Source organism: Vibrio sp. V08_P9A1T1 (genome assembly GCF_963874405.1).
GTDB classification, from domain to species: Bacteria; Pseudomonadota; Gammaproteobacteria; order Enterobacterales; family Vibrionaceae; genus Vibrio; species Vibrio anguillarum.
The window spans coordinates 1-25,891 of record NZ_CAWNIB010000188.1; the positions used below are offsets into that span (position 1 = coordinate 1).

The following is a 25,891-nucleotide window of genomic DNA, read 5'->3' on the forward strand; positions in this document are numbered from 1 at the left end:
TGGTGGTGTTACTCGTCACTGTCTATACCCGTAGACCGCTTGATTTTGCTGCTTTTCCTACGGTTTTGCTTATTGCAACCTTACTTCGACTAGCCTTGAACGTCGCTTCAACCCGTGTGGTTTTATTGTATGGTCATGAAGGCCCCGGGGCGGCTGGTAACGTCATTGAAGCGTTTGGTAGTGTGGTGATCGGTGGTAACTACGCCGTCGGTTTAGTGGTGTTTTTGATCTTGATGATCATCAACTTCATGGTAGTAACCAAAGGTGCGGGACGTATTTCTGAGGTGAGTGCTCGCTTTACCCTAGATGCCTTGCCGGGTAAGCAAATGGCCATAGATGCGGACTTAAATGCGGGTTTAATCGATCAAGACCAAGCGCGGCTGAGACGCTTTGAAGTAACCAAAGAAGCGGATTTCTACGGTTCAATGGACGGTGCGTCAAAATTTGTTAAAGGGGATGCGATTGCTGGGATCTTAATTTTGTTCATCAACATTATTGGCGGCTTATCGATTGGTATGGCGCAATATGGGTTGGGTTTTAAAGAAGCGATCCAAATCTACACACTGCTGACCATTGGTGACGGCTTAGTGGCTCAGATCCCCTCATTGCTGCTTTCGATTGGCGCTGCCATGATGGTTACCCGTCAAAATACCGATGAAGATATGGGAGAGCAAGTCGTCTTCCAACTGTTTGACAACCCTAAAGCATTGATGATTACCGCTTGTATTCTCGGCATCATGGGCATTGTACCGGGTATGCCTCACTTTGCTTTTTTACTGCTAGCCGCGTTAGCGGGTGGTTGCGCGTATTGGATGATACGCAAACAGAAAAAAACCGCCGATGAAAAGAAACTGCCTGCAAAAGTGGACAACGAAGCACCCACTCAAAAAGAGCTCTCTTGGGATGATGTTCAACCCGTTGATGTGATTGGCTTAGAAGTGGGCTATCGATTGATACCGCTGGTGGACCGAGATCAAGGTGGAGAGCTGCTCGAACGCGTAAAAGGTGTTCGGAAAAAACTGTCGCAAGACTTTGGTTTTCTCATCCCCGCAGTGCATATTCGTGACAATTTAGAATTAACACCCAATAGTTATCGCATTACCTTAATGGGGGTAGCTGTTGGCGAAGCGGAGATCCGCCCAGATCAAGAACTGGCGATTAACCCTGGTCAAGTCTATGGTGTTATTGACGGTGAACGCACACTCGACCCTGCATTCGGCCTTGAAGCGGTTTGGATCCGTGAAGAACAACGTGAACACGCACAAGCTCTCGGTTACACAGTTGTGGACTCATCGACCGTACTCGCCACTCATTTGAGTCAGCTTCTCACTAATAACGCCTCGCAACTGATTGGTCATGAAGAGGTTCAAAACTTAATTGAAATGCTGGGTCGCTCAGCGCCAAGGCTAGTTGAAAACTTCGTTCCAGATCAACTGCCGTTGGGTACAGTCGTCAAGGTACTGCAAAACCTACTCAATGAAGCGATTCCAATCCGAGATATTCGAACCATAATACAAACCTTGGCGGAGTATTCTGGGCGGAGTCAAGAACCTGACATCCTAACGGCGGCCGTTCGAATCTCATTGAAGCGTTTAATCGTCCAAGAAATCAATGGGATAGAACCTGAACTACCAGTGATAACACTGATTCCTGAGCTGGAACAAATATTGCATCAAACCATGCAGGCGTCAGGAGGAGAATCGGCAGGTATTGAGCCAGGCTTAGCAGAGCGTTTACAGGCTGCACTGAGCCATGCAACGCAAGAACAAGAATTGAAAGGTGAGCCCGCCGTGTTACTCACGTCTGGTGTGCTTCGTTCAACTTTGGCGAAGTTTGTGAAAAACACGATACCTAATTTGCGTGTGCTCTCTTATCAAGAAATACCTGACGAGAAACAAATTCGGATTGTTCAAGCCGTTGGTAACTAACGAAACTGCTGTTACCTAATCGGGCTTTAGCCATTTAAACACGGATATCTGCTTTGAAAATAAAACGATTTTTTGCCAAAGATATGCGAACAGCGCTGCTGCAAGTGAAAGAAGAGCTTGGTGCGGAAGCGGTGATCATGTCGAATAAAAAAGTCGCGGGTGGTGTGGAAATCGTTGCCGCTGTGGATGGTGAACAGCCCACCCAGCAAAACAGTGCCAAGCGCTATAATTCGCAGCCTAGACAACAAGGTTACACCCAAGTCACCCCGTCTTTGAACAAATCCTCTCGTGAGTTGGATGATGATCGAGTCAGCCTGCAAAACAGCGCAGACACTGGGCGTTCAATGACCAAACGTTTTGCAAATATGTTAAAGCAGTACAGCGCACCAAGTGGCTCAGATTCGGACTATCACGCCGAAAATGAAGATTCGCTCTCTGCATTATTGCAACGTCAATCAGGTTCATCTAACACCAACTCAGGACACGGTAATGCAGAGTTACGAGCCGATTCGCCATTAGCGAAGTTAATTGCAGAGGATAGAAGAGCGTCCACCCGTCAAACGCCGAAGCTAGATCCGTCGCGTTATGATCGTTACCCAACGCAAGAGGCGAGTGTTTCGAACCCAGAGCTGGAAAACATGCGTGAAGAGATGACCTCAATACGCCGCCTGTTAGAACATCAAGTTTCAGGATTAATGTGGCAAGAAGTTGAGCGTCGAGAGCCTTTGCGTGCCATGCTCATTAAAAGACTTGAGCGCATGGGGGTTTCACAAGAACTGGCTGACCAGCTTGCGTGCTATATCCCAGAAGATACTGCTCCAACTAAAGCTTGGAAGGCACTGCTTGGCTTAGTGGCTGATCAAGTCCCTGTTTCCAAACAAGATATTCTGAAACGTGGTGGTGTGGTTGCGCTATTAGGCCCAACAGGGGTTGGTAAAACCACCACCATTGCTAAACTAGCCGCTCGCGCCGCTATGGAGTATGGCGCTGATAACGTCGCTCTAGTCACCACAGATACCTACCGTATTGGTGCTCATGAACAGCTCTCTATTTATGGCCGAATCATGGGTTGTCCAGTAAGAGTTGCTAAAGATTCCAGTGAGTTAGCCGATGTAATATATCAGCTAAGAAATCGGCGTTTAATTTTAGTTGATACCGCGGGGATGGGGCAGCGTGATGTTCGGTTATCAGAGCAGCTCGATACCCTGATGCAAGAGAGTGGCGAAATCATCCACAGTTACCTTGTTCTGCCTGCAACGGCACAAAGAAAAGTATTACAAGAAACAATCGAGCACTTTAGAAGGATCCCTCTTTCAGGGTGCATTATGACTAAGCTTGATGAATCATTGAGCTTAGGGGAATTTGTGAGTGTCGTGGTTCAAAACGCACTGCCCGTTGCTTACATCGCGAATGGCCAGCGTGTACCAGAAGATATTGTGATTGCCCAGCCGAAGTACATGGTTGCAAAGGCAAACGAATTGCTAGAGAAGTCGACAGAGAATGAACCTCACTATTGGAGCAGCGACTCCGAGAGATTCTAGGCGGCGGACAAATATGGCGAATAATATGATATATGACCAAGCGAGCGGTTTACGCCGCTTAACCCAACCGTCACTGACCAAAGTCATATCTGTGACTGGTGGTAAAGGTGGTGTGGGTAAATCTCACGTGACACTCGGCATGGCGATCTGCATGGCTCGTCAAGGCAAAAAAGTCATGGTGTTGGATGCAGACTTAGGTTTAGCTAACGTGGATGTGATGCTTGGCATACGCCCGAAGCGAAACTTAGGGCATGTACTGGCTGGCGAGTGTGAACTCAAAGATGCCATCGTCGAGGGGCCTTTTGGGATACGAATAATTCCAGCGACCTCGGGCACACAGTCGATGACAGAGTTGTCACACGCCCAACATGTTGGTTTAATACGCGCCTTTGGCAGTTTAGAAGATGAGATGGATATTCTGCTCATCGATACAGCCGCAGGTATTTCTGATATGGTCGTGAGCTTCTGTCGCGCCGCACAAGATGTAGTGATCGTGGTATGTGACGAACCGACATCCATCACCGACGCTTACGCGCTGATCAAGCTCTTAAGTCGTGAACACCAAGTGCAACGTTTTAAAATTGTGGCCAATATGGTGAGAAGTTATCGTGAAGGACGGGAATTATTTGCTAAATTAACTTTAGTGACAGAAAGATTCCTAAATGTGAGCCTTGAACTTGTTGCTTGCATACCTTTGGATGATAAAGTGCGACAAGCAGTAAAAAAACAAAAAATAGTGGTCGATGCGTTTCCACGGTCACCTGCGGCACTGGCAATCAGCTCGTTGGCAAGTAAAGCGTTAACGTGGCCAATTCCAAGAACGCCGACAGGCCATCTGGAATTTTTTGTCGAGCGTTTGCTAAATAGAACAGAAAGTGTAGGGGAACCATTCGGTGAATAAAGCGCTTACTTATGACCAACACGGAAACCTAAAGAGCCAACAAGCATTTTTAGAAAAATACTCTGTATTGGTTAAGCGTATTGCACACCATTTAGCAGGTCGCCTGCCACCAAACGTATTGGTCGAAGATCTAATACAAGCCGGTATGATAGGCCTACTTGAAGCACAAAAAAATTATGATGGGAGTAAAGGTGCAAGCTTTGAAACCTACGCAGGAATTCGAATTCGTGGAGCTATGCTCGACGATATTCGGCGTGGTGATTGGGTTCCACGCTCGGTTCATAAACACAACCGAGAGATAACCCATGCAATTTCAGTTCTAGAAGGTGAGCTAAACCGAAACCCAACTGATACAGAAGTTGCGAAGTATTTAGGCATGTCGCTGGATCAGTACCATACTGTATTAACTGACATTAATTGCTCACGGATTGTCGGAATCGAAGATTTAGGTATTTCTGATGATGCAATTTCTCCTCTGGATGACGATGAAGACAACTCGCCATTTAAGGGAGTCGCCGATGAATCGTTTCGTAAAGCATTGGTTGAATCAATAAAATCACTTCCAGAACGTGAAGCTTTGGTACTTTCGCTCTATTATGATGAAGAGCTAAACTTAAAAGAAATTGGTGAAGTTCTAGGTGTTAGCGAATCCCGCGTTAGCCAGATACTAAGCCAATCTATGCAGCGACTAAGAACGAAGTTAAGTTCTTGGACGCAAAATGACTAATATCACTGATTTCGAGCTCAGTGGAGGCAATTTTGAATAAAAACATGAAGATCCTTATTGTTGACGACTTTTCAACAATGCGCCGTATTGTTAAGAATCTACTTCGTGATTTGGGCTTCAATAATACCCAAGAAGCAGATGATGGCCTGACAGCGTTGCCTATGCTAAAGAAAGGTGATTTTGAGTTTGTGGTTACAGACTGGAATATGCCGGGCATGCAAGGCATCGATTTGTTGAAAAATATCCGAGCAGACGCAGAACTTAAGCATCTGCCTGTTCTGATGATCACCGCAGAAGCAAAACGCGAACAAATCATCGAGGCTGCTCAAGCAGGTGTGAATGGTTATATCGTAAAACCTTTTACTGCTGCTACGCTTAAAGAAAAACTGGATAAAATTTTCGAGCGTTTATAAAGCGTGTGGTCACAGACAAAAGGTGCTCTATTCATTTATGCGCGAAAAGGCTAATCGATGATTTCATTAGAACAAGCAAAAGAACTCGTTCAGCTACTGGAAAATGGACAGCAAGATCAGGCGAATCAACTCTTTAAAGAGACCTACGACAAAGCAAGCAATCCAATGCTGCAAGAAATAGGCACTTTGACAAGGGAACTGCATGAATCGCTCAAACAGTTCAACCTTGATGAACGCATGGCTGAGATTGCAAATGACGAAATTCCAGATGCAAGGGATCGTCTTCAATACGTAATTGATAAAACGGAAGTGGCTGCGAATAAAACAATGGATGCAGTGGATCGATGTATGCCGATCGCTGACAGCCTTCACGAAGGTCTGTTAAAAGTGCGTCCACAATGGAATGAGTTGATGCATGGACGTATTGATCTCATTGAGTTTAAAGCACTTTGTCACCGTATTGATGATCTACTATCACAAGTTGAAGGCAACAGCAGCGAATTGCGAGGTCAGCTAACTGAGATATTGATGGCTCAAGACTTTCAAGATCTCACTGGCCAAATAATTCGGCGTGTTATTACGCTGGTTAATGAAGTTGAGAAACGCCTAGTTGAGATTCTCACTGCCTTTGGGGCTAACCAAATAGAACAAAAAACAGACAAGAAGAACCCATCTATCGAACCTGAAGGTCCTATTTTGAACCCTCATGAAAGAGCCGATGCGGTTTCATCTCAAGACGAAGTCGATGATTTGTTATCGAGTCTTGGTTTTTAGGGGTAACGTATGAGCTACGAATTAGACGACGACATTCTTCAGGACTTTTTGGTTGAAGCAGGTGAAATTCTCGAATTGCTCTCAGAGCAATTGGTTGAACTTGAGAACAACCCCGAAGACAGGGAGTTATTAAATGCGATTTTCCGCGGTTTCCATACCGTTAAAGGTGGGGCCGGGTTTCTTGCCCTCACCGAGCTGGTTGAGACGTGCCACGGTGCCGAGAACGTATTTGATATCTTACGCAATGGCCAAAGAAGTGTAACATCGAGCTTGATGGATACGATGTTACGAGCTTTAGACACCGTTAACGCACAGTTTCGCGCTGTTCAAGATCAAGAACCCTTAGAGCCTGCAGATCCCGCTCTACTCGATGAACTTCATAAATTGTGTCGTCCTGCTTCTGAAGATGAAATTGACGAAGTGGAGCCTGTTATTGCTGAAGTTGAAGTCGAGGAAGAGGCCGCTATCGAAGCGCCTGAACCGGAAGTCATTCAACCAGTGGCCTCAAAGGCTGTCGCGTCAAATTCTATCGATGAAATCACGCAAGATGAATTTGAAAAACTGTTAGACGAATTACATGGCAAGGGCACCGCGCCTAATGCTCATTCTGAAAATGCCGCACCAGCGGCCCCAGCGCCTAAAGCCCCAAGTGCATCAGTGGCTGCTAGTGGTGACATTACGGATGACGAATTTGAAAAGCTGCTTGATGAACTGCACGGCGTAGGCAAAGCTCCAACCGTTGAACCCGCTCCTGAGGTTACAGTGAAACCAACTACTCCGCCTAAATCAACAGCGGCACCTAAAGCTTCTGCTGGTGGTGGCGATGATTTGATGACGGACGAGGAGTTTGAAAAGCTTCTTGACGAACTGCATGGCTCAGGAAAAGGGCCATTGCCAGAAGAGTTGGAAATGGCAACCAGACCTGCTTCTGAAAATGTGAAGCCAGCAGAGCCTATAAAACCAACAGAGACCGCAAAACCGAAAGCTGAAGCGGCGAAACCTACACCTGCTCCTCAGCCTAAAGTAACGGCTCCAGCCACCTCTTCCCCTGCGAAAGCTCCGGTTGCAGTGGCTGAGAAAAAAGAAGTATCAGCACCTGCTGTGGCTAAAAAAGCGCAAACTCAGCCGGAAACAACAGTCCGTGTTGATACATCAACGCTCGACATCATTATGAACATGATTGGCGAATTGGTGCTAGTGCGTAACCGCTTGCTGAGTTTAGGGCTTAATAGCAACGACGAAGAGATGGCAAAAGCGGTGGCTAACCTTGATGTAGTTACTGCGGATTTGCAAGGCGCTGTCATGAAAACGCGCATGCAACCGATTAAGAAAGTGTTCGGTCGTTTCCCTCGCGTGGTTCGAGACCTTGCACGTACCCTGAAAAAAGACATCGTGCTTGAAATGCGCGGTGAAGAAACAGACCTTGATAAAAACTTGGTTGAAGCGCTTGCAGACCCATTGATCCACTTAGTGCGTAACTCAGTTGACCACGGCATTGAAATGCCTGATGTGCGTAGCAAATCTGGAAAGCCAAGCACGGGTAAAATCATACTCTCAGCTTCGCAAGAAGGTGATCATATTGAGCTAGCTATCGTCGATGATGGCGGCGGTATGGACCCAGATAAGCTGCGTAGTATTGCAGTTAAACGAGGCATGATGGATGAAGATGCGGCGTCGCGTCTCTCCAATAAAGAGTGTTTTAACTTAATCTTTATGGCGGGATTCTCCAGTAAAGAGCAAATTTCAGACATTTCTGGTCGTGGTGTTGGGATGGATGTTGTAAAAACAGCCATCAATACACTCAATGGTTCAATTGACATCGATTCTGAGATGGGCAAAGGGACTAAGATTACGATCAAAGTGCCGCTAACACTCGCTATCTTACCGACATTGATGGTTGGGGTCGCAGGGCATCCATTTGCTCTACCGCTTGCGAGCGTGAATGAAATCTTCCATCTTGATCTTAGCCGGACGAACGTCGTTGATGGACAACTGACCATCATAGTACGTAAAAAATCGATACCACTCTTCTACTTACAGAATTGGCTAGCACCTAAAGCGGGTAAAATAGAACTGCGTAAAGGTCATGGACATGTTGTTATTGTTCAGATTGGTAGCCAGCGAGTTGGTTTTGTGGTTGATACCTTAATTGGCCAAGAAGAAGTGGTAATCAAACCACTAGATAAGCTTCTTCAAAAAACACCGGGTATGGCTGGGGCAACGATTACCAGCGATGGACATATTGCACTAATACTAGATGTGCCAGATTTGCTTAAGCAGTATGCTGCTGCTTCCCGCATTTAAATGAGCACACAATATAAGGACACCCATGGCGATTAGAGTATTAGTCGTTGATGATTCGAGCTTTTTTAGACGGCGTGTGAGTGAAATTATTAACTCTGACACCCGTCTAGAAGTGATTGATGTTGCAACTAACGGTAAAGAAGCCGTAGAAAAAGCGAGAATCTTAAAGCCTGATGTCATCACAATGGATATTGAGATGCCAGTTATGGATGGCATTACTGCTGTCCGTGAAATTATGGCTGCGAACCCGATCCCAATCTTGATGTTCTCATCGCTGACTCATGATGGTGCCAAAGCAACGCTAGATGCTTTAGATGCTGGAGCGTTAGATTTCTTACCGAAAAAATTTGAAGATATTGCCCGTAACCGTGATGAGGCTGTCGCTTTATTACAACAACGGGTTATTCAAATCGCGTCGAAAAAAGGGATGCTGAGAAGACCTTTGGTTTCACGCCCAGCGCCGAGCACATCGTCGCCGTTTGCCAATAGAACAGCGGCTACAACGGCGAGTTCCCCTGCGCCGAAATCAATGGGCACATTGGCTCGCTTTAAAGCTACAGGTAAAAAATATCAGTTGACCGCTATCGGTACCTCTACAGGGGGCCCGGTTGCGTTACAAAAAATATTGACGAAGTTACCTGCGAATTATCCGCATCCGATCGTACTAATTCAACACATGCCTGCCACCTTCACTGCTGCATTTGCAAACCGGCTCAACTCACTGTGTAAAATTGAAGTGAAAGAAGCAGAAGATGGCGATGCATTGCGCCCAGGCGTTGCTTACTTGGCTCCGGGTGGTAAACAGATGATGATTGAGGGCCGTCCGGGTAGTGCAAAATTGCGCATTATCGATGGTGGTGAGCGTATGAATTATAAGCCGTGTGTTGATATAACATTCGGTTCTGCGGCGAAGATCTATGCAGATAAAGTGCTGTCAATGATATTGACTGGTATGGGAGCCGATGGTCGTGAAGGGGCTCGAATGTTACAAGCCGCAGGGGCAACCATTTGGGCTCAGGATGAAGAAAGTTGCGTGGTGTATGGTATGCCGCAAGCTGTCGCAAAAGCTGGGATCTCGTCTGAAGATTTACCGTTAGAGCGTATATCAGAACGAATGTTAGTTGAAGTTGGCCTCGCATAAAGGAAGTTCAATGATTGTATGGAGTATTGCAAACCAAAAAGGCGGTGTGGGTAAAACAACCACAACGATTACGCTTGCCGGTTTGCTAAGTCAGCAAGGCAAAAGAGTGCTGTTGGTCGATACTGACCCTCACGCCTCGCTTACTACATACTTAGGTTATGATTCTGATGGCGTGCCCGTCAGCCTGTTTGACCTATTTCAGCAACGTGAGTTAACAGAGCAAAGCGTTACCCCTCTTATCCTAAAAACCGATGTTGAAGGCATTGATCTCATCCCTGCCCATATGTCTCTAGCCACTTTAGATAGAGTCATGGGCAACCGCAGTGGGATGGGGCTGATTTTGAAACGTGCGCTTCTTGCATTGCGCCATAATTATGACTACGTATTGATCGACTGTCCTCCAATCTTAGGGGTAATGATGGTTAATGCATTGGCCGCCAGCGATCGTATCTTAATTCCAGTGCAGACTGAGTTTCTGGCTATGAAAGGGCTCGAAAGGATGATTCGCACCTTAGCCATCATGCAAAAATCTCGTAGCCGATCGTTTAAAGTGACTATCGTACCGACTATGTACGACAAGCGAACCCGGGCTTCTTTGCAAACGCTGAATCAACTTAAAAAAGATTACCCAGAGCAAGTTTGGAGCTCTGCTGTACCTATAGACACCAAGTTTCGTGATGCGAGTTTAAAGCGCTTGCCTGCTTCTCATTTTGCTGAAGGTAGCCGTGGTGTTTTTGCTTATAAACAGTTGCTGATTTATTTAGAGAGGCTAGCTATTGATGAGTAGTGGGCCATTTTTATCCAGTGAACAAGCACTCGATGACTACTTTACAGCGTTACTAGATGAAGAAGCGATTGAACTTGAGCTGAAAGCGGAAGAGCAAAAAGAATTGTCCCTTGCTGAACCTGAGTTAGCGCTTTCGACATCGGTGCAATCTGTACCGGAAAAAAGTTATTACCATGCTGAAGTGGTTGAGTTTGAGCTGCCGAATTTAGATGATGTGCAGCGCTTATTAAGCCAGCTAGAATCAAGTAATCCAGTGGCAGAGTTAGAGCTGGAAGAGATCATGGAGCAAAACACCGTTCAGATCGCTTTAAAAACTCAACCAGTGACTGAAATTGTTGAAGAGATCCAAGAATGGGATATTCCCGCCGATACCTTGGAAACAGAACCTGAAGTTGAAATTCTGACTGCGGCAGACACTGTTGAAGAATTTGCTGTTGACGTGGAAGTGGTTGAGCAACCGACGGCTGAAGTCGAACTTGAAACGCAAGCGGGCTACTCTGGAATTGGTACATGGCAAAGCACTGCGAGAACACGAGATTTTCAAGTGCTCTATTTTGAAGTGAATGGCGTGACGTTTGCGGTGCCTCTTGATGAACTTGGGGGGATCCACCGTATGGCAACGCTCAATCATTTAATCGGTCGACCTGCTTGGTACCTTGGACTGCAAACGAATAAAGATAATCAGCTAGATGTTGTCGATACGGCAAAATGGGTAATGGCAGAAAAGCTCCATGATGATAGCTACAAAGAAGGTTATCAATACATCGTCATGCTTGGTGACAGTATGTGGGGGTTAGCAAGTACTCAGCTTATGGGTACAGAATTGCTAAGCTCAGAGAAGGTCCGCTGGCGAGAACAGGCAGGCAAAAGGCCGTGGCTTGCTGGAATGGTAAAAGAAAAAATGTGTGCTTTGATCCATGTTGAAGCATTGATAGCTATGCTTAATGCAGGGCTTGATGTAAAAGCACTAGAGAAATAATAATACATTGATGTCGGAATCGACTTAGAGAGGAAAAGGTATGTCTCAGACTAACGAAGTAGAAGTAAGAAAAGACAAGTCTAACGACGAAGTGCTTCAGTGGGTGACGTTCCAACTAGAAGAAGAAACATACGGAATTAATGTAATGCAGGTACGTGAAGTACTCCGCTATACAGAAATTGCACCGGTACCAGGTGCTCCTGATTATGTTCTTGGCATCATTAACCTACGTGGTAATGTTGTGACCGTCATTGATACACGATCTCGTTTTGGCTTAATGCAAGGTGAAATCACGGATAATACACGCATTATTGTGATTGAATCTGAGCGCCAAGTGATTGGTATTTTAGTCGATAGCGTTGCGGAAGTAGTTTACCTACGTTCTTCTGAAATCGATACTACACCAAGTGTTGGTACCGATGAGAGCGCTAAGTTTATCCAAGGCGTGAGCAACCGTGACGGTAAGCTATTGATCCTTGTTGACCTGAATAAACTGCTAACTGAAGACGAGTGGGACGAGATGGTCCACCTATAATGAGCGAAGCTATGTTGTTCAGTGCTCCTGTTATTCTTATAGGGAGCGCGGTTTTTGTTGTTGTATTTTTGTTGCTGGTGTTACTTCGTGTACGTCAGGGACTTGCCCAACAGATTGATCACCAAAGACAACAAGCCCGATCGTTAGATAAGGAGTTGCAAAAGGCGAATAGACAGCTGTTGGAAATACGCTCAGTTGCTATTGGTCTTGGCCAAAAAGTGACGGATCAGCAGGATCTCATCCAGCATTTAAACGAGCGAATTACTGAATTGGAACATGTTGATACGGATGGGCGTTTATACAGCCGAGCGACAAAAATGGTCCAACTCGGTGCTGACATCAATGAGCTTATTAAAGAGTGTGAGCTACCTAAAGCTGAAGCTGAGTTGATGATGTCCTTGCAGAAGAAAATTGCAGGACATGAAAGCATCCCGCCACTGAGTAGTCACCCGGAAGGTCGCGAGCCGGTGCAAAGTACGAGGCGACCTGCAAAAAAATAGTCGAAAGAGCGAAACTAGAGAGGGAAGCCAATGGCTTCCCTCTCTAGTTTTGAATGTGGTTAAATGTAGCCATAAAGTAGTAAATGAGACAGAAAATAATTAAAAATTAACAGTTTCTTACCTAGTTTCGTGACTGGTAATAGTCTTATTATGTTTTGTCTTAGGTGTGGTGTGCTAATATAGCGGCTCAAATTTCTCGATTTAGATGCACATGCTTGAAGTAAATAACCTGACCGCAATTCGTGATGAAAGAGTTCTGTTTGAAGCACTTAGCTTTGTGATTCATGCTGGCGAATTGGTGCAGATTGAAGGACGGAACGGCACAGGTAAAACGACCTTACTACGAATTATTACCGGGTTAGGTGATAGAGAGGATGGTTCTATTTTGTGGAATGGCATGAATATTGAGTCTAATCGTGATGATTACCACCAAGATTTACTGTTTCTTGGTCATCAAACTGGGGTTAAGCGCGATTTGACGGCATTCGAGAATCTTCATTTTTATCAATCAGTGCATAATGCAGAATCGTCTTCTCAAGAGATATATCAAGCCTTGGCTAAAGTGGGTTTAGCTGGCCGAGAAGACGTGGCTGCAGGCCAGCTTTCTGCCGGACAACAGCGCCGAGTTGCGCTGGCTCGTTTGTGGCTCAGTCAACAAAAGTTGTGGATTTTAGATGAACCGTTAACTGCGATTGATAAGCAAGGTGTCAAAGTGTTGGAAGCCTTATTTCTAGCGCATGCGCAACAAGGTGGCATTGTTGTATTGACCACACACCAAGATATGTTTGCTAACTATCCGCAATTGCGAAAAATTAAATTGGGGCATGAGTCATGATCGTGACCATGGGGATGATCATCCGTCGTGAATTATTGATCGCCTTTCGACGTCAAGCCGATATTTTTAATCCACTGTGGTTTTTTATCATAGTGATCACCCTATTCCCGCTGAGTATCGGCCCAGAGCCTGCTTTGCTCGCCCGTATCGCTGCAGGTATTGTTTGGGTTGCGGCGTTACTGTCGGCGCTACTATCACTTGAGCGTCTGTTTCGCGATGATTTTCAAGACGGGTCACTTGAACAAATGATGCTGATCCCAGTGCCATTACCCATAGTCGTTATTTCAAAAGTCGTGGCTCATTGGTTATTGACTGGACTGCCTTTAATTTTAATTAGCCCATTGTTAGCCGTATTATTGTCATTAGATTTTAATACGTGGCTTGCGGTTGTATTGACTTTGTTCATTGGCACGCCAACGTTGAGTTTTATCGGTGCTATTGGGGTTGCATTGACCGTCGGCTTGCAAAAAGGTGGCGTGTTGCTGAGCCTACTGGTCTTACCTTTGTATATCCCGATTTTAATCTTCGCTACATCAGCTATTGATGCAGCATCGCTTGGCATGCTCTACAACGGTCAATTGGCTGTTTTGGGGGCAATGTTTATGGGCGCGATAACATTAACTCCATTTGCTATTAGCGCAGCATTGAGAGTCAGCGTTAACTAAATTAAGTACGAACGATATTTTCAGCAATGCATTTGAGCGTTGCGTATCAACAACACAATAAACTGAGCAGACACATGCTCAGAAGCAATGAAGTAAGAGTGAGACAATACAATGTGGAAATGGCTCCATCCCTATGCAAAGCCTGAATCCGCCTATCGGCTATGTGGAAAGTTCCTGCCTTGGTTTGCAGGGCTCGCTATCTTATGCCTGGTAGTCGGTAATATCCTTGGTTTAGCTTATGCTCCGGCAGACTATCAACAAGGCGACAGCTTCAGAATCATTTACATTCATGTCCCTTCCGCCATTTGGTCAATGGGCATTTATATGTCGATGGCGATTGCGGCTTTCATTGGTCTAGTTTGGCAATTAAAACTGTCAGACATGGCCGCTGCTGCAATGGCGCCCATCGGTGCGGTATTTACGTTTATTGCGTTAATTACTGGAGCCATTTGGGGTAAACCGATGTGGGGAACTTGGTGGGTATGGGATGCTCGTCTGACGTCTGAGCTCATTTTACTGTTTCTCTATTTGGGAGTGATTGCGCTTTACCACGCTTTCGATGATCAAAAAACAGCCGCAAAAGCCGCAGGTCTGCTGGCCATCGTTGGTGTGATCAATCTACCTATCATTCATTTCTCCGTTGAGTGGTGGAATACCCTGCATCAAGGTGCCACGATTACTAAATTTGAAAAGCCTTCCATATCCAGTGATATGTTGTGGCCACTGCTGCTCAATATTTTTGGTTTTGCTTTCTTTTTTGCTGCGGTCACTATGGTCCGCTTACGCAATGAAATTATCAGTAAAGAGAGCCATCGCCCTTGGGTTATCGAATTGGCAACCCTTCAAACACAGAAAGGTAACTGATCATGCATTTTGACTCTTTGAGTGATTTCTTGGCGATGGGCGGTTACTCCGCCTATGTATGGAGTGCATTTGGCATTACCTTTTTATCCATGTTTATTTTACTGATGCTCAGCATCAAGCGTGGCAAAACCTTGTTGCAAGATGTGCAAGCAAAGGTTGAACGCCAAGCCAGAATTGATGCTGCAAAGCATATGGAGAACACCTTATGACCCCAAGACGTAAAAAAAGACTCACCATTATTTTGGCATTGATTATTGGGGCTGGTGCCACCATTGGTTTGATGTTGTATGCACTCAATCAAAATATGGACCTTTTCTATACGCCGACCGAGCTTGTACACGGTAAACCCGATGGGACAAAGCCAGAAGTGGGTCAACGGCTACGCATTGGCGGCATGGTGGTGGTGGGCTCTGTGAAAAGAGATCCGGGTTCACTAAAAGTAAGATTTCAGCTCCACGATGTTGGTCCAAATGTGACGGTCGAATATGAAGGCATCTTACCCGACTTGTTTAGAGAAGGTCAGGGTATTGTTGCGCAAGGCGTATTGAAAGATGCCACCACAGTAGAAGCGTTTGAAGTGCTAGCCAAGCATGATGAAAACTATATGCCACCGGAAATTGCTGAAGCAATGAAGAAAACGCATGAGCCGTTAACCTATAGCTCGGAACAAAAACAAGGAAGTGCTCAATGATTGTTGAAATAGGACATTTTGCCCTTATTGTTTCACTTGGGCTTGCCATATTACTCAGCTTACTTCCACTTGTTGGTGCTTCTAAAAACAATACCATGCTGATGAATACTGCGCGGCCATTAGCATGGGGAATGTTTTCATTGCTATTGGTATCATTTAGCATTTTGTTGTGGGCATTTTATGTCAATGACTTCACGGTACAATACGTGGCGAGTAATTCGAATAGTCAATTACCCTGGTATTACCGTCTAACAGCGGTGTGGGGGGCGCATGAAGGTTCATTATTGCTGTGGGTTTTAATTCAAGCGGGATGGACTGTGGCGGTGGCTACCTTTAGCCGTGGTATGCCTCAAGAATCTGTGGCGCGAGTCTTATCTGTTATGGGGCTGATCAGCGTTGGATTCTTGCTGTTTGTCATCGTGACTTCGAATCCATTTTTACGCACCTTACCCTATTTCCCAATTGATGGTCGTGACTTAAACCCGCTACTACAAGATCCTGGGCTAATCATTCACCCACCCATGTTATACATGGGATATGTTGGTTTTTCAGTCGCATTCTCATTTGCGATAGCCTCTTTGATGACTGGGCGTTTGGATACTGCATGGGCCCGTTGGTCTCGTCCTTGGACAACTGCGGCGTGGTTATTTTTGACATTAGGTATCGCGCTAGGTTCGTGGTGGGCTTACTACGAACTTGGCTGGGGTGGCTGGTGGTTCTGGGATCCAGTAGAAAACGCGTCGTTTATGCCATGGCTTGCGGGAACGGCATTGATGCACTCACTTGCTGTGACAGAAAAACGTGGCACATTCAAAGCTTGGACAGTGTTACTGGCAATTTCAGCATTTTCGCTCAGTTTACTGGGCACATTCTTAGTGCGATCTGGTATTTTGGTTTCGGTACACGCATTTGCATCCGATCCCGCTCGTGGCCTGTTTATCCTTGGGTTTTTGGTGTTTGTCATCGGTGGCTCACTGCTATTGTTTGCCGTTAAAGGTGCGGCAGTGCGCGTCCGTGGCAATGCTGAATTGATCTCGCGTGAAAATGCGCTGCTCTCCAACAACATCTTATTAATCGCGGCATTGGTGGTGGTGTTGGTTGGCACCTTGTTACCTTTAATCCACAAGCAGATTGGCCTTGGTTCCGTATCAATAGGAGCACCTTTCTTCAACATGCTGTTTGCATGGCTAATGGTGCCATTTGCATTTTTGCTGGGGATCGGTCCACTGATCCGTTGGAAGCGCGATAATTTTTCCAAGCTTTTGAAACCGATGTTGATTTGTGGCCTGATGGCGTTGATTCTTTCGGCGGTTATGGTGTACCTGCTAGCTGAACGCTTTAGCTTGATGGCATTTATCGGCTGGGTCATGGCGTTTTGGATCATCTTGCTACACGTTGTCGAGTTGCACCAACGTGCGACACATCGTCATAGCTTCATGATAGGGGTGACTAAACTACAACGTAGCCACTGGGCCATGATGTTAGGCCATGTTGGTCTTGCCGTTACTGTGATTGGTATTGCGATGGTGCAAAACTACAGTATCGAGCGTGATGTTCGTCTAGCGCCTGGAGAATCTTTTGAAATCCAACAATATGAATTTTATTTCAAAGGGTTAAGAGATAAAGATGGCCCGAACTATGATGGTTATATTGCCGATTTTGAAATTACGCAGGATGGGCAATACGTGAATACACTCCATGCGGAAAAACGTTTTTATCGTACTGCCAAGTCAATGATGACTGAAGCGGCCATCGATCGTGGCATCACTCGCGATTTGTACATTGCAATGGGTGAGCGATTAGAAGATGGTCGTTCATGGGCGATCCGAATTTATTACAAACCATTTGTACGTTGGATCTGGGCTGGTGCTTTATTGATGTCATTAGGTGGTGCGTTAGCCATCAGTGACAAACGCTACCGCTTTAGAAAAAGCTCCCAACAGGAGGCGTAGATGAACAAGAAAATTCTATTTATTCCATTGGTGGCTTTTCTTGGTCTAGTTGCCGTGTTTGTTACTCAGTTGGTCAAAAATACCGAAGGTGATGATCCCACAAAATTGGAGTCGGTTCTGATTGGTAAGTCTGTGCCTGAATTTCGTTTGGAAGATTTAGCCGAACCCGGCAAGCTGTACGACCAAGCGATATTTAAAGGCGAGCCTTTGCTGCTGAACGTCTGGGCAACTTGGTGTCCGACCTGCTATGCCGAACATCAATATCTCAATCGGTTGGCGGGTGATGGTGTAAAAATTATAGGCTTAAATTATAAAGATCAACGAGATAAAGCGGTTCAATGGTTAAATGAGCTAGGTAATCCTTACTTGATCAGCCTGTTCGATGGTAATGGTATGCTAGGGTTAGATCTCGGCGTTTACGGTGCGCCGGAAACCTTTCTCATTGATGCCAACGGCGTTATTCGTTACCGCCATGTGGGGGATGTTAATCCAACCAATTGGCAAACAACTTTGCAACCTATGTATCAGAAACTTCTAGAGGAAGCGAAGTAATGAAGCGTTTTATATTATCGATCATTGCTAGCTTTGCTTTGGTATTTTCTGTGCAATCTGCAATTGAAGTGTACGAGTTTGATAATCCACAGCAAGAGCAGCAATTCAAAGAGTTGAGTAATACATTGCGTTGTCCAAAGTGTCAAAACAATACTATTGCCGACTCAAATGCTGCATTAGCACAGGACTTACGTAATAAAGTCTATGAAATGACCAAGCAAGGTAAGTCTGAACAAGACATTGTTGACTACATGATTGCACGTTACGGCAACTTTGTGACCTATAATCCACCGTTGACTTTGGCGACTTCCATCTTATGGCTAGGTCCTTTGAGTGTGGTGTTTCTGGGTTTTGGTTTTATTGTATTACGCAGCAAACGTCGTAAAGCATCAACCGCTCAAAGTGGTGAAGTTTGGGATGCCGAAAAGGAAGAGCGATTAAATCAGTTGCTCGCCGAAGACGCGGTTGATGATGAGAAGCATGGAGACAAACAATAATGACGTTTTTTTGGTTATCTACCCTCATTCTGACCTTCTTTGGTTGTGTCTTCATTGCACTGCCGATCCTCAAAAACAGAGCGAACAACGATGCAGCGCTGCGTGACGAATTGAACAAAGCGATCTTTAAAAACCGCCTTGCAGAGTTACACGAAGAGACGCAAGAAGGGTTGGTTGACAGCGAACAAGAGCTGATTGCTGATCTGAAACAGTCGCTATTGGATGATATTCCTGCGCAATCGGTGCAAGGAAATTCTTCACATGTGTCACCGATGGTTGTTTTGATCCCCTCGATTTTATTGGTCGTCATCTTAAGCTATGGCTTTTACCTAAAATTTGGCGCGGCTAGTCAAGTAGAGCAGTGGCAGCAAGTGAACGCTAACTTACCTGCACTCTCAAAAAAAATGATGTCACCAGAAGGTGCTGCCTTAAGTGATGATGAGATGAATGATCTCACACTGGCGCTGCGCACTCGTCTGCATTATCAGCCTCAAGATGCGACCGGGTGGTTGCTGCTTGGACGTATTGGACTTGCTAACAGAGATATAGAAACATCGATTGGCTCAATGAAAAAAGCGTATGCGTTAGATCCAAAAGATGCAGATGTGAAGTTGGGCTATGCGCAAGCATTAATGTTGTCACAAGATGAGCTTGACCAAAATCAAGCACGTGAAATTTTAACGGCATTAGTACAACAAGATTATGTTGATCTACGCGTGTTTTCACTACTTGCGTTTGATGCGTTTGAACGCCAGGATTACCCAGCGGCGATGAAGTATTGGCGATTAATGCAGCAGATGATTGGCCCTGAAGATAGCCGTTATGAGATGCTTTCGCGCAGTATTGAAAGAGCACAAAGCAAAATGCAGCCTAAAGCTATCGATGGGAAAATGGTTCCTGTCACCATCTCACTCGGTGATGGTGTGACTCTTGAACAAAATGCAGTACTCATAGTCTCTGTGCACAGCTCTGATGGTGCACCTATGCCTGTTGCCGCAGCGCGTTATCCACTGACTCAATTCCCTATTAAGGTTGTGTTAGATGATAGCAATAGCATGGTTCAGGGTCGGAAGTTATCCGACCTTGCACAGCTTATTGTTCGAGTACGCTTGGATACGGATGGCAATGTTTCAACCAAACAAGGTGATTGGTTTGGTGAAAGTGCTCCCATGAGCCTCGGTCAACCTGTTGAAGTTGTGATCAATAAGCAGTATTAATAGCACTTATATACAATTAACGTATTGATAGGCCGATGTCTCATCGGCCTTTATACATGGAAATAAATAATGATAAGCCGCCTATCCCGACTGATATGCCCTATGCTGTTCCTTTTCGTATTAGCAGGGTGTGCAAGCGCTCCGGATTCAACGTCAGCCGAATCAAATCAAACGCAGTCGGGCGATCCTTTTGAGGTTTTTAACCGATCAATGTGGACAATCAACTACGATTATATCGATCCATACTTGGTTCGCCCTGTTGCGATTGCCTACGTGGATTACATTCCACACCCCATTAGAAAAACGATCGCCAATGTTCTGTCAAACCTTGATGAACCTTCAAGCATTATCAACAACATATTGATGGGTAATGGTACGAAAGCCGTTGACCACTTTAACCGCTTTTGGATTAATAGCACCTTAGGCCTGTTTGGGATGATTGATATTGCGTCAGAAGCGGGCATCACCAAACACAATGAAAAAGCGTTTAGTGATGCGGTAGGCCATTATGGTGTTGGTAATGGTCCATATTTAATGATTCCTGGATACGGGCCCTACACGATTCGAGAAACCACAGATGTTGTGGATGGCTTGTATGTACCACTTTCTTATCTCAATGTCTGGGCTGGCCTAGGCAAATGGGCTCTGGAAGGATTGGAGACCCGAGCAAGGCTCGTTCCCCAAGAAGTGACGTTGGAAAACTCCCCAGATCCATACTCATTAACTCGCGATGTTTATTTACAACGCCAAGATTTTAAAGCAGAAATTGATACCCAAACGTATGATGAATCGGAAGAAGAGTATCTCGACGATTATCTGGAAGAAGGGTTTTAATCATACCCATGTAGGTCGGCCTTGTACTGCTAGCTAGGCCGACATCACACGTCCGCTAAAGTATTCGTTAGCGACGATGTATTCCGTATTGCGGATCAATTCATCTTGCAGCTCAGCCCAATGGGGCTTCTCATCTACATCACCTTTTGCGCTAGGCACTACGCCTCCGACCCTTATGTTGAAAGGGGTTAGTTCTTTTGCCCAACTCTGCGTGAAACCAGAAACCATAGAATTCGCATTTTCAATTCCCGCTAGGTCATACTCATCATTTTGAGAAATGACGTTCACAATTACACCGGGTTTGTTGTTAATACGCATTCGCTCAGCACTGGCTTGACCAAAAGTGAATAAAGTTGAGGCCATCATGGCGAGCTTCTGAAGAAAGACTTCAGCTCGTTGTTCACCTATCAAGGGGGGGAGGGATGCATTTGGCCAATTATTGACCAGTACATCCGGTGCCCCATGATAGGTTTGATCAATAAAATCGAACAGCCGATGGATCGTTTCTAAAGAGTAATCTGGTGTGTGGTAATAATGAACATCCTGAGAGATCGCTTTGCAACGAGCAAAGGTTTCCATTAATCCAAATTTGTCTTGGTCACACAAAATAATTTTTGCACCTAAATGTGCGAAATGAACGGCCAGCGTGCTACCAAGCATCGAACTTGCTGAAGTGATTAATATTATTGCACTTTTTATATCCATTGGGTGCCTCACCCTATTGTTTGTTTTATTGTTGTAGCGGGATTTAGTCTCAATAGGATGGTTGATTAACTGTGGGTAGGGTGTGAATAACATCAAATTACTCAGCCTAAGCGAGCGTGGTATGTGTTTTTTTTGGTCATACTCACATTCTGATCTAGAGAATGTCGTTTTGTGTTACATACAAGACATCAAACTTGGGTGCGGATCTGATCTTGCCGGTGGGCAACGGTCAGTTGAACCGACAGATCGGCAACTAAGAGCTCAACGTTTGAAGGGGAGGCAAGATGCCTTCGCTCATGTCCTGATAGATTAAGATATACCTCTTCGGGTAAATCATGCGTATCTTCAGGCAAATAGGCGAGTACTTCAGGAGTCAAGTAGTGGCTGAGTTTCGCACTGGCGAGTCCTCCGTGATGGAAAAGCTCGGCCTGTTTTGCTGAAACAGCGTAAGAGCTTTGGTCGGAACGCAGTGCTTGAGGCTCCGTAAGCTCAAATCGCTTACGTAACAATTCATCGCTAGTGGGTGGGTTTTCAATACGTTCAACAGGAGTGTTGTCGCGTACATCGTTAGAAAACATCGACAGTATGAGTGCAAAGTCTGCACGGCGTCCTTGCTGGACAGCATGGCTTAGCCCCGAGCCAAATTGAAGCTCGTTTATAATACTGGCTTTATCTAATGTATGTACTTGCATTTGCCTCTCCAACCGATGCACTTTTAGCGGCGAGAAAGCAGATAACTTTAGATAAAATAACAAAAAAGCCTGCGATAAAGCAGGCTTTTCATATGACTAAATACCAATCCAAGGGGAAAAGGTTATTTTGCTAGGTTTTCTGCAACGAATGCCCAGTTAACCAGTGCCCAGAAACCATTCATGTAGTCAGGGCGTAGGTTACGGTAATCGATGTAGTAAGCGTGTTCCCACAGATCAACCGTCAGTAGCGGAGTCACACCTTCGTGAGTCAGTGGTGTGGCTGCATTTGAAGTGTTGATGATCTCTAAAGAGCCATCCGCATTTTTCACCAACCAAGTCCAAGATGAACCAAAGTTATTGATCGCTGAGTCAGTGAATTTTGCTTTAAAAGCTTCAAAAGAACCAAATGCGGCGTTGATTGCGTCTGCAACGGCACCTGTTGGTTCGCCACCTGCATTTGGTGCAAGGCAGTGCCAATAGAAGGTGTGGTTCCAAATTTGAGCGGCGTTATTAAACACGCCACCAGTTGAAGTCTTGATGATCTCTTCGAGAGATTTACCTTCAAATTCAGTGCCAGGAATAAGGCCGTTAAGCTTCACAACGTAAGTGTTGTGGTGCTTACCGTGGTGGAAATCTAGTGTTTCGGCTGAAATGTGTGGTTCTAGAGCGTCTTTAGCGTAAGGCAAAGCTGGTAATTCGAATGACATTGCTCGATTCTCCGTTGTGTAGAAAGAGTGAAAGTCTCTTTCAGTAGCTTCCAGATATTATAATGATATTCGTCGATACGACTGACTTGAAGGTATTTTAGCAAGTTTTTACTTTATTAAAAGTCCTAATGTTGAAAATTGTTGTATAGGCAGGATATCCATAAATAATATGTGCTTTTTATTCTCTATTAATGATTTAGAATGTCAGTAACAAACCGCACTATCCCCATTAAGAGGAAGCAATGGAAACTATTGATAAAATTAAACAGCAACTTGAAGAAAATGCCATTCTGCTATATATGAAAGGCTCTCCTAAGCTACCAAGTTGCGGATTCTCTTCTCAAGCTGCGCAGGCTTTGATGGCTTGTGGTGAGAAATTTGCTTATGTGGATATTCTGCAAAACCCAGATATCCGCGCTGAGCTGCCTGTATACGCACAGTGGCCTACTTTTCCACAATTGTGGATTGAAGGTGAGTTGATTGGCGGTTGTGACATCATTATCGAAATGTTCCAAAAAGGCGAACTGCAACCTTTAGTGAAAGAAGCCGCTGCACGTGCAGGCAATGAAGAGTAATACTGTATAAAATAACAGTTTTTCTTGATTTATTAAGGTCACATTGGTTAATGTGGCCTTATTTTTTTGCGTTGATTTGAGTTTATGACCCGTTTATTCATTGCTGAAAAGCCCAGCTTAGGGCGCGCTATAGCCGATGCTTTGCCGAAACCACACAAGAAAGATCAAGGTTTCATTCGTTGTGCGAATGGCGACATCGTTACTTGGTGTATTGGGCATTTACTCGAGCAAGTTGAGCCGGATGTTTATGATGAACGCTATAAAAAGTGGAATTTACTCGACTTACCTATCATTCCTTCACAGTGGCAGCTTAGACCGCGCAAAACATCGAGCAAACAGTTGACTGTGATTCGTCAGCTTTTGAAAGAAGCATCGCAAATTATCCATGCAGGAGACCCGGATCGCGAAGGGCAACTATTAGTTGATGAAGTGATTGATTATTGCAAAGTAAGCCAAAGTAAAAAAGAGCAAGCATTGCGGCTACTGATCAGCGATTTAAACCTTCCAGCCGTGCAGCGTGCACTGAAACAGATGCGCAGTAACCGCGAATTCATCCCTTTATCGGTTTCAGCGCTCGCGCGTTCAAGAGCCGATTGGTTGTATGGCATGAATATGTCACGGGCTTATACTTTGCTGGGGCAGAAAGCGGGCTATCAAGGTGTCTTGTCGGTTGGACGGGTACAAACTCCTATTCTAGGGCTTGTGGTACGTCGGGATGAGGAGATAGAAAACTTCATCCCGCGAGACTATTTTACATTACATGCGTTAATCCCTTATCAAACTGATCAAGTGGCGTTTGATATCCGTGCGCGCTGGAAACCCAGCGATGCTTGCCAGCCGTGGCAAGATGAAGAAGGGCGAGTCTTAAACCGCAAGTTGGTGGAAAATGTCGCACAGCGCATCGCAGGGCAACCCGCCACAGTGATTGAAGCCGAACAAAAGCAAACTAAGCAAGCCGCGCCGTTACCTTATTCCTTATCTGCACTGCAAATTGATGCAGCGAAGCGCTTTGCAATGAGCGCCCAGCAAGTGTTAGACACTTGCCAATCTCTGTATGAGAAGCATAAATTAATCACCTATCCGCGTTCAGATTGTCGTTACTTACCACAAGAACATTACGCTCAAGCTTCGTCAGTAACTCAAGCTATCGCGTGCAACGCCAAAGAGTTGTTAACGTCGGTCAGTGGCGCAAACTTAGCTCTTAAATCCAAAGCATGGAACGATAAGAAAGTAGACGCGCACCATGCCATTATTCCTACACCAAAGCAGGCATCCGTCAATGCCTTGTCGGGAAATGAGATGAAAATATACCAATTGATTGCGCGCCAATACTTGATGCAATTTTATCCCGCCGCCGTGTACGCGGAAGCCAAGCTGGTGTTTGATATTGCGGGTGGCTTTTTTGTTGCGTCAGGGCGACAACTGGTTGACACCGGTTGGAAGAGTTTGTTAGGCAAAGTCGATGAAGAAGAGAACGGAGTCGATGCCGTTCCACCACTGAGTAAAGGGACGGTGCTGACGTGTCGAGAAGGGGAAATTCACGATCGAAAAACCGAGCCTCCTCGTCATTTTACTGAAGCGACTTTGCTACAAGCGATGACGGGAATTGCTCGCTATGTTGAAGATAAAGAGCTGAAAAAAATCTTACGTGAAACCGATGGTTTGGGTACGGAAGCGACGCGAGCGGGGATCCTTGACACTTTATTCAAGCGGCAACTCTTAACACGTCAAGGTAAGCTGATTCTAAGCTCGCCAGCGGGAAGGGGTTTAATTCATGCGCTGCCAAATGAATCAACTTATCCTGATATGACCGCCCATTGGGAGCATCAATTGCAAGCGATGGCTGAACGTGGGCAAGCGTATCAACCCTTTATGCAAGTGCTGCAAGAGCGCATTATTCAGATCATGGAACAGGCGAAATCGGGCGCAGTGCCAGAGTCGCTTCGCTCATTGCCTAAAGTGGAGCGCCCTGCATTCAAACGAAAGACACGTAAATCCAGCAAAACCACGCGTTATCAACGTAATTCGGCTCAATAAAATGACATCAAAGAATCGGTCGCTAAGTAAGCAGAGGCCAGTGAATTAGGTAAGATGTTCACCGACCTGACGAGCTAATTATCACATTTTCGATAAAAAAGGCTGGTATCCCAATCGGTTACATTGTCAGTCACTTTGCCGACAAGTGGCAGTAAACGCCACGCCTCGCGCTCTTGAAAAGGGTGGCTTGTTATCACGGCAAAACCAGCAATACAGCATCTTCCACCTTTAGAACGGATAAACTGGGCAATCGAGCTGACCGCTTCTTCACTGTAGGATTCAATCTTATAGAGATGGCTCATACACTTCTCCTCTCTAACCATGCCATTAATTACGACATAACCGTTGAATAATGGAAAGCATATTTGATGCCAGTTTATAAAAAATACACCTTTGGTATGTGATGAATGGAGAGGGTACTTATCTAATGAATGGCAACTGGTGCGTGGAATAAAAAATCAGTATGAGAAAATGATGTTAATCAGATACGAAAAAGCCGCTGTAAAAACAGCGGCTTTTCTTAAAAGTGGCGGAGAGA

The 25,891-nt window shown here is 45.3% G+C and carries 28 protein-coding genes; 24 read left to right on the top strand and 4 right to left on the bottom strand.

Annotated features, from left to right (window positions below; all coding sequences use genetic code 11):
* The 22 genes from flhA to AACT21_RS08190 all read left to right on the top strand — a co-directional run.
* Positions 1-1,928, top strand: a 1,928-nt coding sequence (flhA, locus tag AACT21_RS08085; protein ID WP_141195268.1) for a flagellar biosynthesis protein FlhA, incomplete at its 5' end; no start/stop codon positions are given.
* Between the two features lie 53 nt (positions 1,929-1,981).
* Positions 1,982-3,469, top strand: coding sequence for a flagellar biosynthesis protein FlhF (gene flhF / locus AACT21_RS08090; protein WP_017045235.1), 1,488 nt, complete (start codon positions 1,982-1,984; stop codon positions 3,467-3,469).
* A 13-nt stretch (positions 3,470-3,482) separates the two neighbouring features.
* The gene (locus AACT21_RS08095; RefSeq protein WP_010318888.1) at positions 3,483-4,370 is read left to right on the top strand and encodes a MinD/ParA family protein; all 888 of its coding nucleotides are present in this window, start codon (positions 3,483-3,485) and stop codon (positions 4,368-4,370) included.
* A complete protein-coding gene (locus AACT21_RS08100; protein ID WP_010318887.1) occupies positions 4,363-5,097 on the top strand; it encodes an RNA polymerase sigma factor FliA in 735 nt (244 codons plus the stop codon). Before AACT21_RS08095 ends, AACT21_RS08100 begins: the two co-directional genes overlap by 8 nt.
* 44 nt (positions 5,098-5,141) lie before the next feature.
* Positions 5,142-5,510 (top strand): chemotaxis response regulator CheY, encoded by a 369-nt coding sequence (gene cheY / locus AACT21_RS08105; RefSeq protein ID WP_033197405.1) that lies wholly within the window; start codon positions 5,142-5,144, stop codon positions 5,508-5,510.
* A gap of 57 nt (positions 5,511-5,567) precedes the next feature.
* Positions 5,568-6,284 carry a protein phosphatase CheZ gene (locus AACT21_RS08110; protein WP_017045236.1) on the top strand — a complete coding sequence of 239 codons (717 nt, stop codon included), beginning with the start codon at positions 5,568-5,570 and terminating at the stop codon, positions 6,282-6,284.
* 9 nt (positions 6,285-6,293) lie between these two features.
* Entirely contained in the window at positions 6,294-8,588 is a 2,295-nt protein-coding gene (locus AACT21_RS08115; protein ID WP_094164488.1) for a chemotaxis protein CheA, read from the top strand.
* Positions 8,589-8,613: 25 nt separating this feature from the next.
* Complete coding sequence (locus AACT21_RS08120) at positions 8,614-9,729, top strand: protein-glutamate methylesterase/protein-glutamine glutaminase (protein WP_013856369.1); 1,116 nt, start codon at positions 8,614-8,616, stop codon at positions 9,727-9,729.
* Between the two features lie 10 nt (positions 9,730-9,739).
* On the top strand, positions 9,740-10,516 hold the full coding sequence (locus AACT21_RS08125) for a ParA family protein (RefSeq protein WP_026027244.1): 777 nt from the start codon (positions 9,740-9,742) through the stop codon (positions 10,514-10,516).
* On the top strand, positions 10,506-11,495 hold the full coding sequence (locus tag AACT21_RS08130; protein ID WP_013856371.1) for a chemotaxis protein CheW: 990 nt from the start codon (positions 10,506-10,508) through the stop codon (positions 11,493-11,495). The genes AACT21_RS08125 and AACT21_RS08130 overlap by 11 nt, the downstream gene beginning before the upstream one ends.
* Positions 11,496-11,535: 40 nt before the next feature.
* Positions 11,536-12,030, top strand: a complete 495-nt coding sequence (locus tag AACT21_RS08135) for a chemotaxis protein CheW (protein WP_013856372.1) — start codon at positions 11,536-11,538, stop codon at positions 12,028-12,030.
* Entirely contained in the window at positions 12,030-12,530 is a 501-nt protein-coding gene (locus tag AACT21_RS08140) for a DUF2802 domain-containing protein (RefSeq protein ID WP_202598892.1), read from the top strand. The genes AACT21_RS08135 and AACT21_RS08140 overlap by 1 nt, the downstream gene beginning before the upstream one ends.
* A gap of 211 nt (positions 12,531-12,741) precedes the next feature.
* On the top strand, positions 12,742-13,365 hold the full coding sequence (ccmA, locus tag AACT21_RS08145) for a cytochrome c biogenesis heme-transporting ATPase CcmA (protein WP_026027245.1): 624 nt from the start codon (positions 12,742-12,744) through the stop codon (positions 13,363-13,365).
* On the top strand, positions 13,362-14,030 hold the full coding sequence (gene ccmB, locus AACT21_RS08150; protein WP_013856375.1) for a heme exporter protein CcmB: 669 nt from the start codon (positions 13,362-13,364) through the stop codon (positions 14,028-14,030). Before ccmA ends, ccmB begins: the two co-directional genes overlap by 4 nt.
* A 111-nt stretch (positions 14,031-14,141) precedes the next feature.
* Positions 14,142-14,894: a heme ABC transporter permease gene (locus AACT21_RS08155; RefSeq protein ID WP_019280903.1), complete on the top strand. Its 753-nt coding sequence runs from the start codon at positions 14,142-14,144 to the stop codon at positions 14,892-14,894.
* Positions 14,895-14,896: 2 nt separating this feature from the next.
* Complete coding sequence (ccmD, locus tag AACT21_RS08160) at positions 14,897-15,103, top strand: heme exporter protein CcmD (RefSeq protein WP_013856377.1); 207 nt, start codon at positions 14,897-14,899, stop codon at positions 15,101-15,103.
* Entirely contained in the window at positions 15,100-15,585 is a 486-nt protein-coding gene (gene ccmE / locus AACT21_RS08165; RefSeq protein ID WP_013856378.1) for a cytochrome c maturation protein CcmE, read from the top strand. The genes ccmD and ccmE overlap by 4 nt, the downstream gene beginning before the upstream one ends.
* Positions 15,582-17,537, top strand: a complete 1,956-nt coding sequence (locus AACT21_RS08170; RefSeq protein WP_088732737.1) for a heme lyase CcmF/NrfE family subunit — start codon at positions 15,582-15,584, stop codon at positions 17,535-17,537. The genes ccmE and AACT21_RS08170 overlap by 4 nt, the downstream gene beginning before the upstream one ends.
* Positions 17,538-18,089 (top strand): DsbE family thiol:disulfide interchange protein, encoded by a 552-nt coding sequence (locus AACT21_RS08175; RefSeq protein WP_013856380.1) that lies wholly within the window; start codon positions 17,538-17,540, stop codon positions 18,087-18,089. It begins immediately after the preceding gene.
* Positions 18,089-18,586, top strand: a complete 498-nt coding sequence (locus tag AACT21_RS08180) for a cytochrome c-type biogenesis protein (RefSeq protein ID WP_013856381.1) — start codon at positions 18,089-18,091, stop codon at positions 18,584-18,586. Before AACT21_RS08175 ends, AACT21_RS08180 begins: the two co-directional genes overlap by 1 nt.
* A complete protein-coding gene (ccmI, locus tag AACT21_RS08185) occupies positions 18,586-19,803 on the top strand; it encodes a c-type cytochrome biogenesis protein CcmI (protein WP_013856382.1) in 1,218 nt (405 codons plus the stop codon). Before AACT21_RS08180 ends, ccmI begins: the two co-directional genes overlap by 1 nt.
* A gap of 69 nt (positions 19,804-19,872) precedes the next feature.
* Complete coding sequence (locus AACT21_RS08190) at positions 19,873-20,637, top strand: MlaA family lipoprotein (RefSeq protein ID WP_013856383.1); 765 nt, start codon at positions 19,873-19,875, stop codon at positions 20,635-20,637.
* Positions 20,638-20,670: 33 nt separating this feature from the next.
* On the opposite strand, the gene AACT21_RS08195 is transcribed toward AACT21_RS08190, so the two are convergent.
* The 3 genes from AACT21_RS08195 to sodB all read right to left on the bottom strand — a co-directional run bounded on the left by AACT21_RS08195 (position 20,671) and on the right by sodB (position 22,741).
* Positions 20,671-21,297, bottom strand: a complete 627-nt coding sequence (locus tag AACT21_RS08195; RefSeq protein ID WP_370685854.1) for an SDR family oxidoreductase — start codon at positions 21,295-21,297, stop codon at positions 20,671-20,673.
* A 233-nt stretch (positions 21,298-21,530) separates the two neighbouring features.
* Entirely contained in the window at positions 21,531-22,034 is a 504-nt protein-coding gene (locus AACT21_RS08200) for a VC2046/SO_2500 family protein (protein WP_029189774.1), read from the bottom strand.
* Positions 22,035-22,156: 122 nt separating this feature from the next.
* Complete coding sequence (gene sodB, locus AACT21_RS08205; protein WP_010318866.1) at positions 22,157-22,741, bottom strand: superoxide dismutase [Fe]; 585 nt, start codon at positions 22,739-22,741, stop codon at positions 22,157-22,159.
* Between the two features lie 242 nt (positions 22,742-22,983).
* On the opposite strand from sodB, the gene AACT21_RS08210 reads away from it, so the two are divergent.
* Entirely contained in the window at positions 22,984-23,316 is a 333-nt protein-coding gene (locus AACT21_RS08210) for a Grx4 family monothiol glutaredoxin (protein WP_010318865.1), read from the top strand.
* Positions 23,317-23,400: 84 nt separating this feature from the next.
* Positions 23,401-25,353: a DNA topoisomerase III gene (locus AACT21_RS08215; protein WP_094164489.1), complete on the top strand. Its 1,953-nt coding sequence runs from the start codon at positions 23,401-23,403 to the stop codon at positions 25,351-25,353.
* 74 nt (positions 25,354-25,427) lie between these two features.
* Here the strand turns inward: AACT21_RS08215 and AACT21_RS08220 are convergent, their stop codons facing one another.
* Complete coding sequence (locus AACT21_RS08220) at positions 25,428-25,655, bottom strand: hypothetical protein (protein WP_026028272.1); 228 nt, start codon at positions 25,653-25,655, stop codon at positions 25,428-25,430.
* Between the last annotated feature and the right edge of the window lie 236 nt (positions 25,656-25,891).

Coding starts and splice junctions, on each gene's coding strand:
- AACT21_RS08095 (WP_010318888.1), top strand. CDS start 3,483: ATGGCGAATAATATGATATATGACCAAGCGAGCGGTTTACGCCGCTTA.
- cheY (WP_033197405.1), top strand. CDS start 5,142: ATGAAGATCCTTATTGTTGACGACTTTTCAACAATGCGCCGTATTGTT.
- AACT21_RS08110 (WP_017045236.1), top strand. CDS start 5,568: ATGATTTCATTAGAACAAGCAAAAGAACTCGTTCAGCTACTGGAAAAT.
- AACT21_RS08115 (WP_094164488.1), top strand. CDS start 6,294: ATGAGCTACGAATTAGACGACGACATTCTTCAGGACTTTTTGGTTGAA.
- AACT21_RS08120 (WP_013856369.1), top strand. CDS start 8,614: ATGGCGATTAGAGTATTAGTCGTTGATGATTCGAGCTTTTTTAGACGG.
- AACT21_RS08125 (WP_026027244.1), top strand. CDS start 9,740: ATGATTGTATGGAGTATTGCAAACCAAAAAGGCGGTGTGGGTAAAACA.
- AACT21_RS08135 (WP_013856372.1), top strand. CDS start 11,536: ATGTCTCAGACTAACGAAGTAGAAGTAAGAAAAGACAAGTCTAACGAC.
- AACT21_RS08140 (WP_202598892.1), top strand. CDS start 12,030: ATGAGCGAAGCTATGTTGTTCAGTGCTCCTGTTATTCTTATAGGGAGC.
- ccmA (WP_026027245.1), top strand. CDS start 12,742: ATGCTTGAAGTAAATAACCTGACCGCAATTCGTGATGAAAGAGTTCTG.
- ccmB (WP_013856375.1), top strand. CDS start 13,362: ATGATCGTGACCATGGGGATGATCATCCGTCGTGAATTATTGATCGCC.
- AACT21_RS08155 (WP_019280903.1), top strand. CDS start 14,142: ATGTGGAAATGGCTCCATCCCTATGCAAAGCCTGAATCCGCCTATCGG.
- ccmD (WP_013856377.1), top strand. CDS start 14,897: ATGCATTTTGACTCTTTGAGTGATTTCTTGGCGATGGGCGGTTACTCC.
- ccmE (WP_013856378.1), top strand. CDS start 15,100: ATGACCCCAAGACGTAAAAAAAGACTCACCATTATTTTGGCATTGATT.
- AACT21_RS08170 (WP_088732737.1), top strand. CDS start 15,582: ATGATTGTTGAAATAGGACATTTTGCCCTTATTGTTTCACTTGGGCTT.
- AACT21_RS08175 (WP_013856380.1), top strand. CDS start 17,538: ATGAACAAGAAAATTCTATTTATTCCATTGGTGGCTTTTCTTGGTCTA.
- AACT21_RS08180 (WP_013856381.1), top strand. CDS start 18,089: ATGAAGCGTTTTATATTATCGATCATTGCTAGCTTTGCTTTGGTATTT.
- ccmI (WP_013856382.1), top strand. CDS start 18,586: ATGACGTTTTTTTGGTTATCTACCCTCATTCTGACCTTCTTTGGTTGT.
- AACT21_RS08190 (WP_013856383.1), top strand. CDS start 19,873: ATGATAAGCCGCCTATCCCGACTGATATGCCCTATGCTGTTCCTTTTC.
- AACT21_RS08195 (WP_370685854.1), bottom strand. CDS start 21,297: ATGCTTGGTAGCACGCTGGCCGTTCATTTCGCACATTTAGGTGCAAAA.
- AACT21_RS08200 (WP_029189774.1), bottom strand. CDS start 22,034: ATGCAAGTACATACATTAGATAAAGCCAGTATTATAAACGAGCTTCAA.
- sodB (WP_010318866.1), bottom strand. CDS start 22,741: ATGTCATTCGAATTACCAGCTTTGCCTTACGCTAAAGACGCTCTAGAA.
- AACT21_RS08210 (WP_010318865.1), top strand. CDS start 22,984: ATGGAAACTATTGATAAAATTAAACAGCAACTTGAAGAAAATGCCATT.
- AACT21_RS08215 (WP_094164489.1), top strand. CDS start 23,401: ATGACCCGTTTATTCATTGCTGAAAAGCCCAGCTTAGGGCGCGCTATA.
- AACT21_RS08220 (WP_026028272.1), bottom strand. CDS start 25,655: ATGAGCCATCTCTATAAGATTGAATCCTACAGTGAAGAAGCGGTCAGC.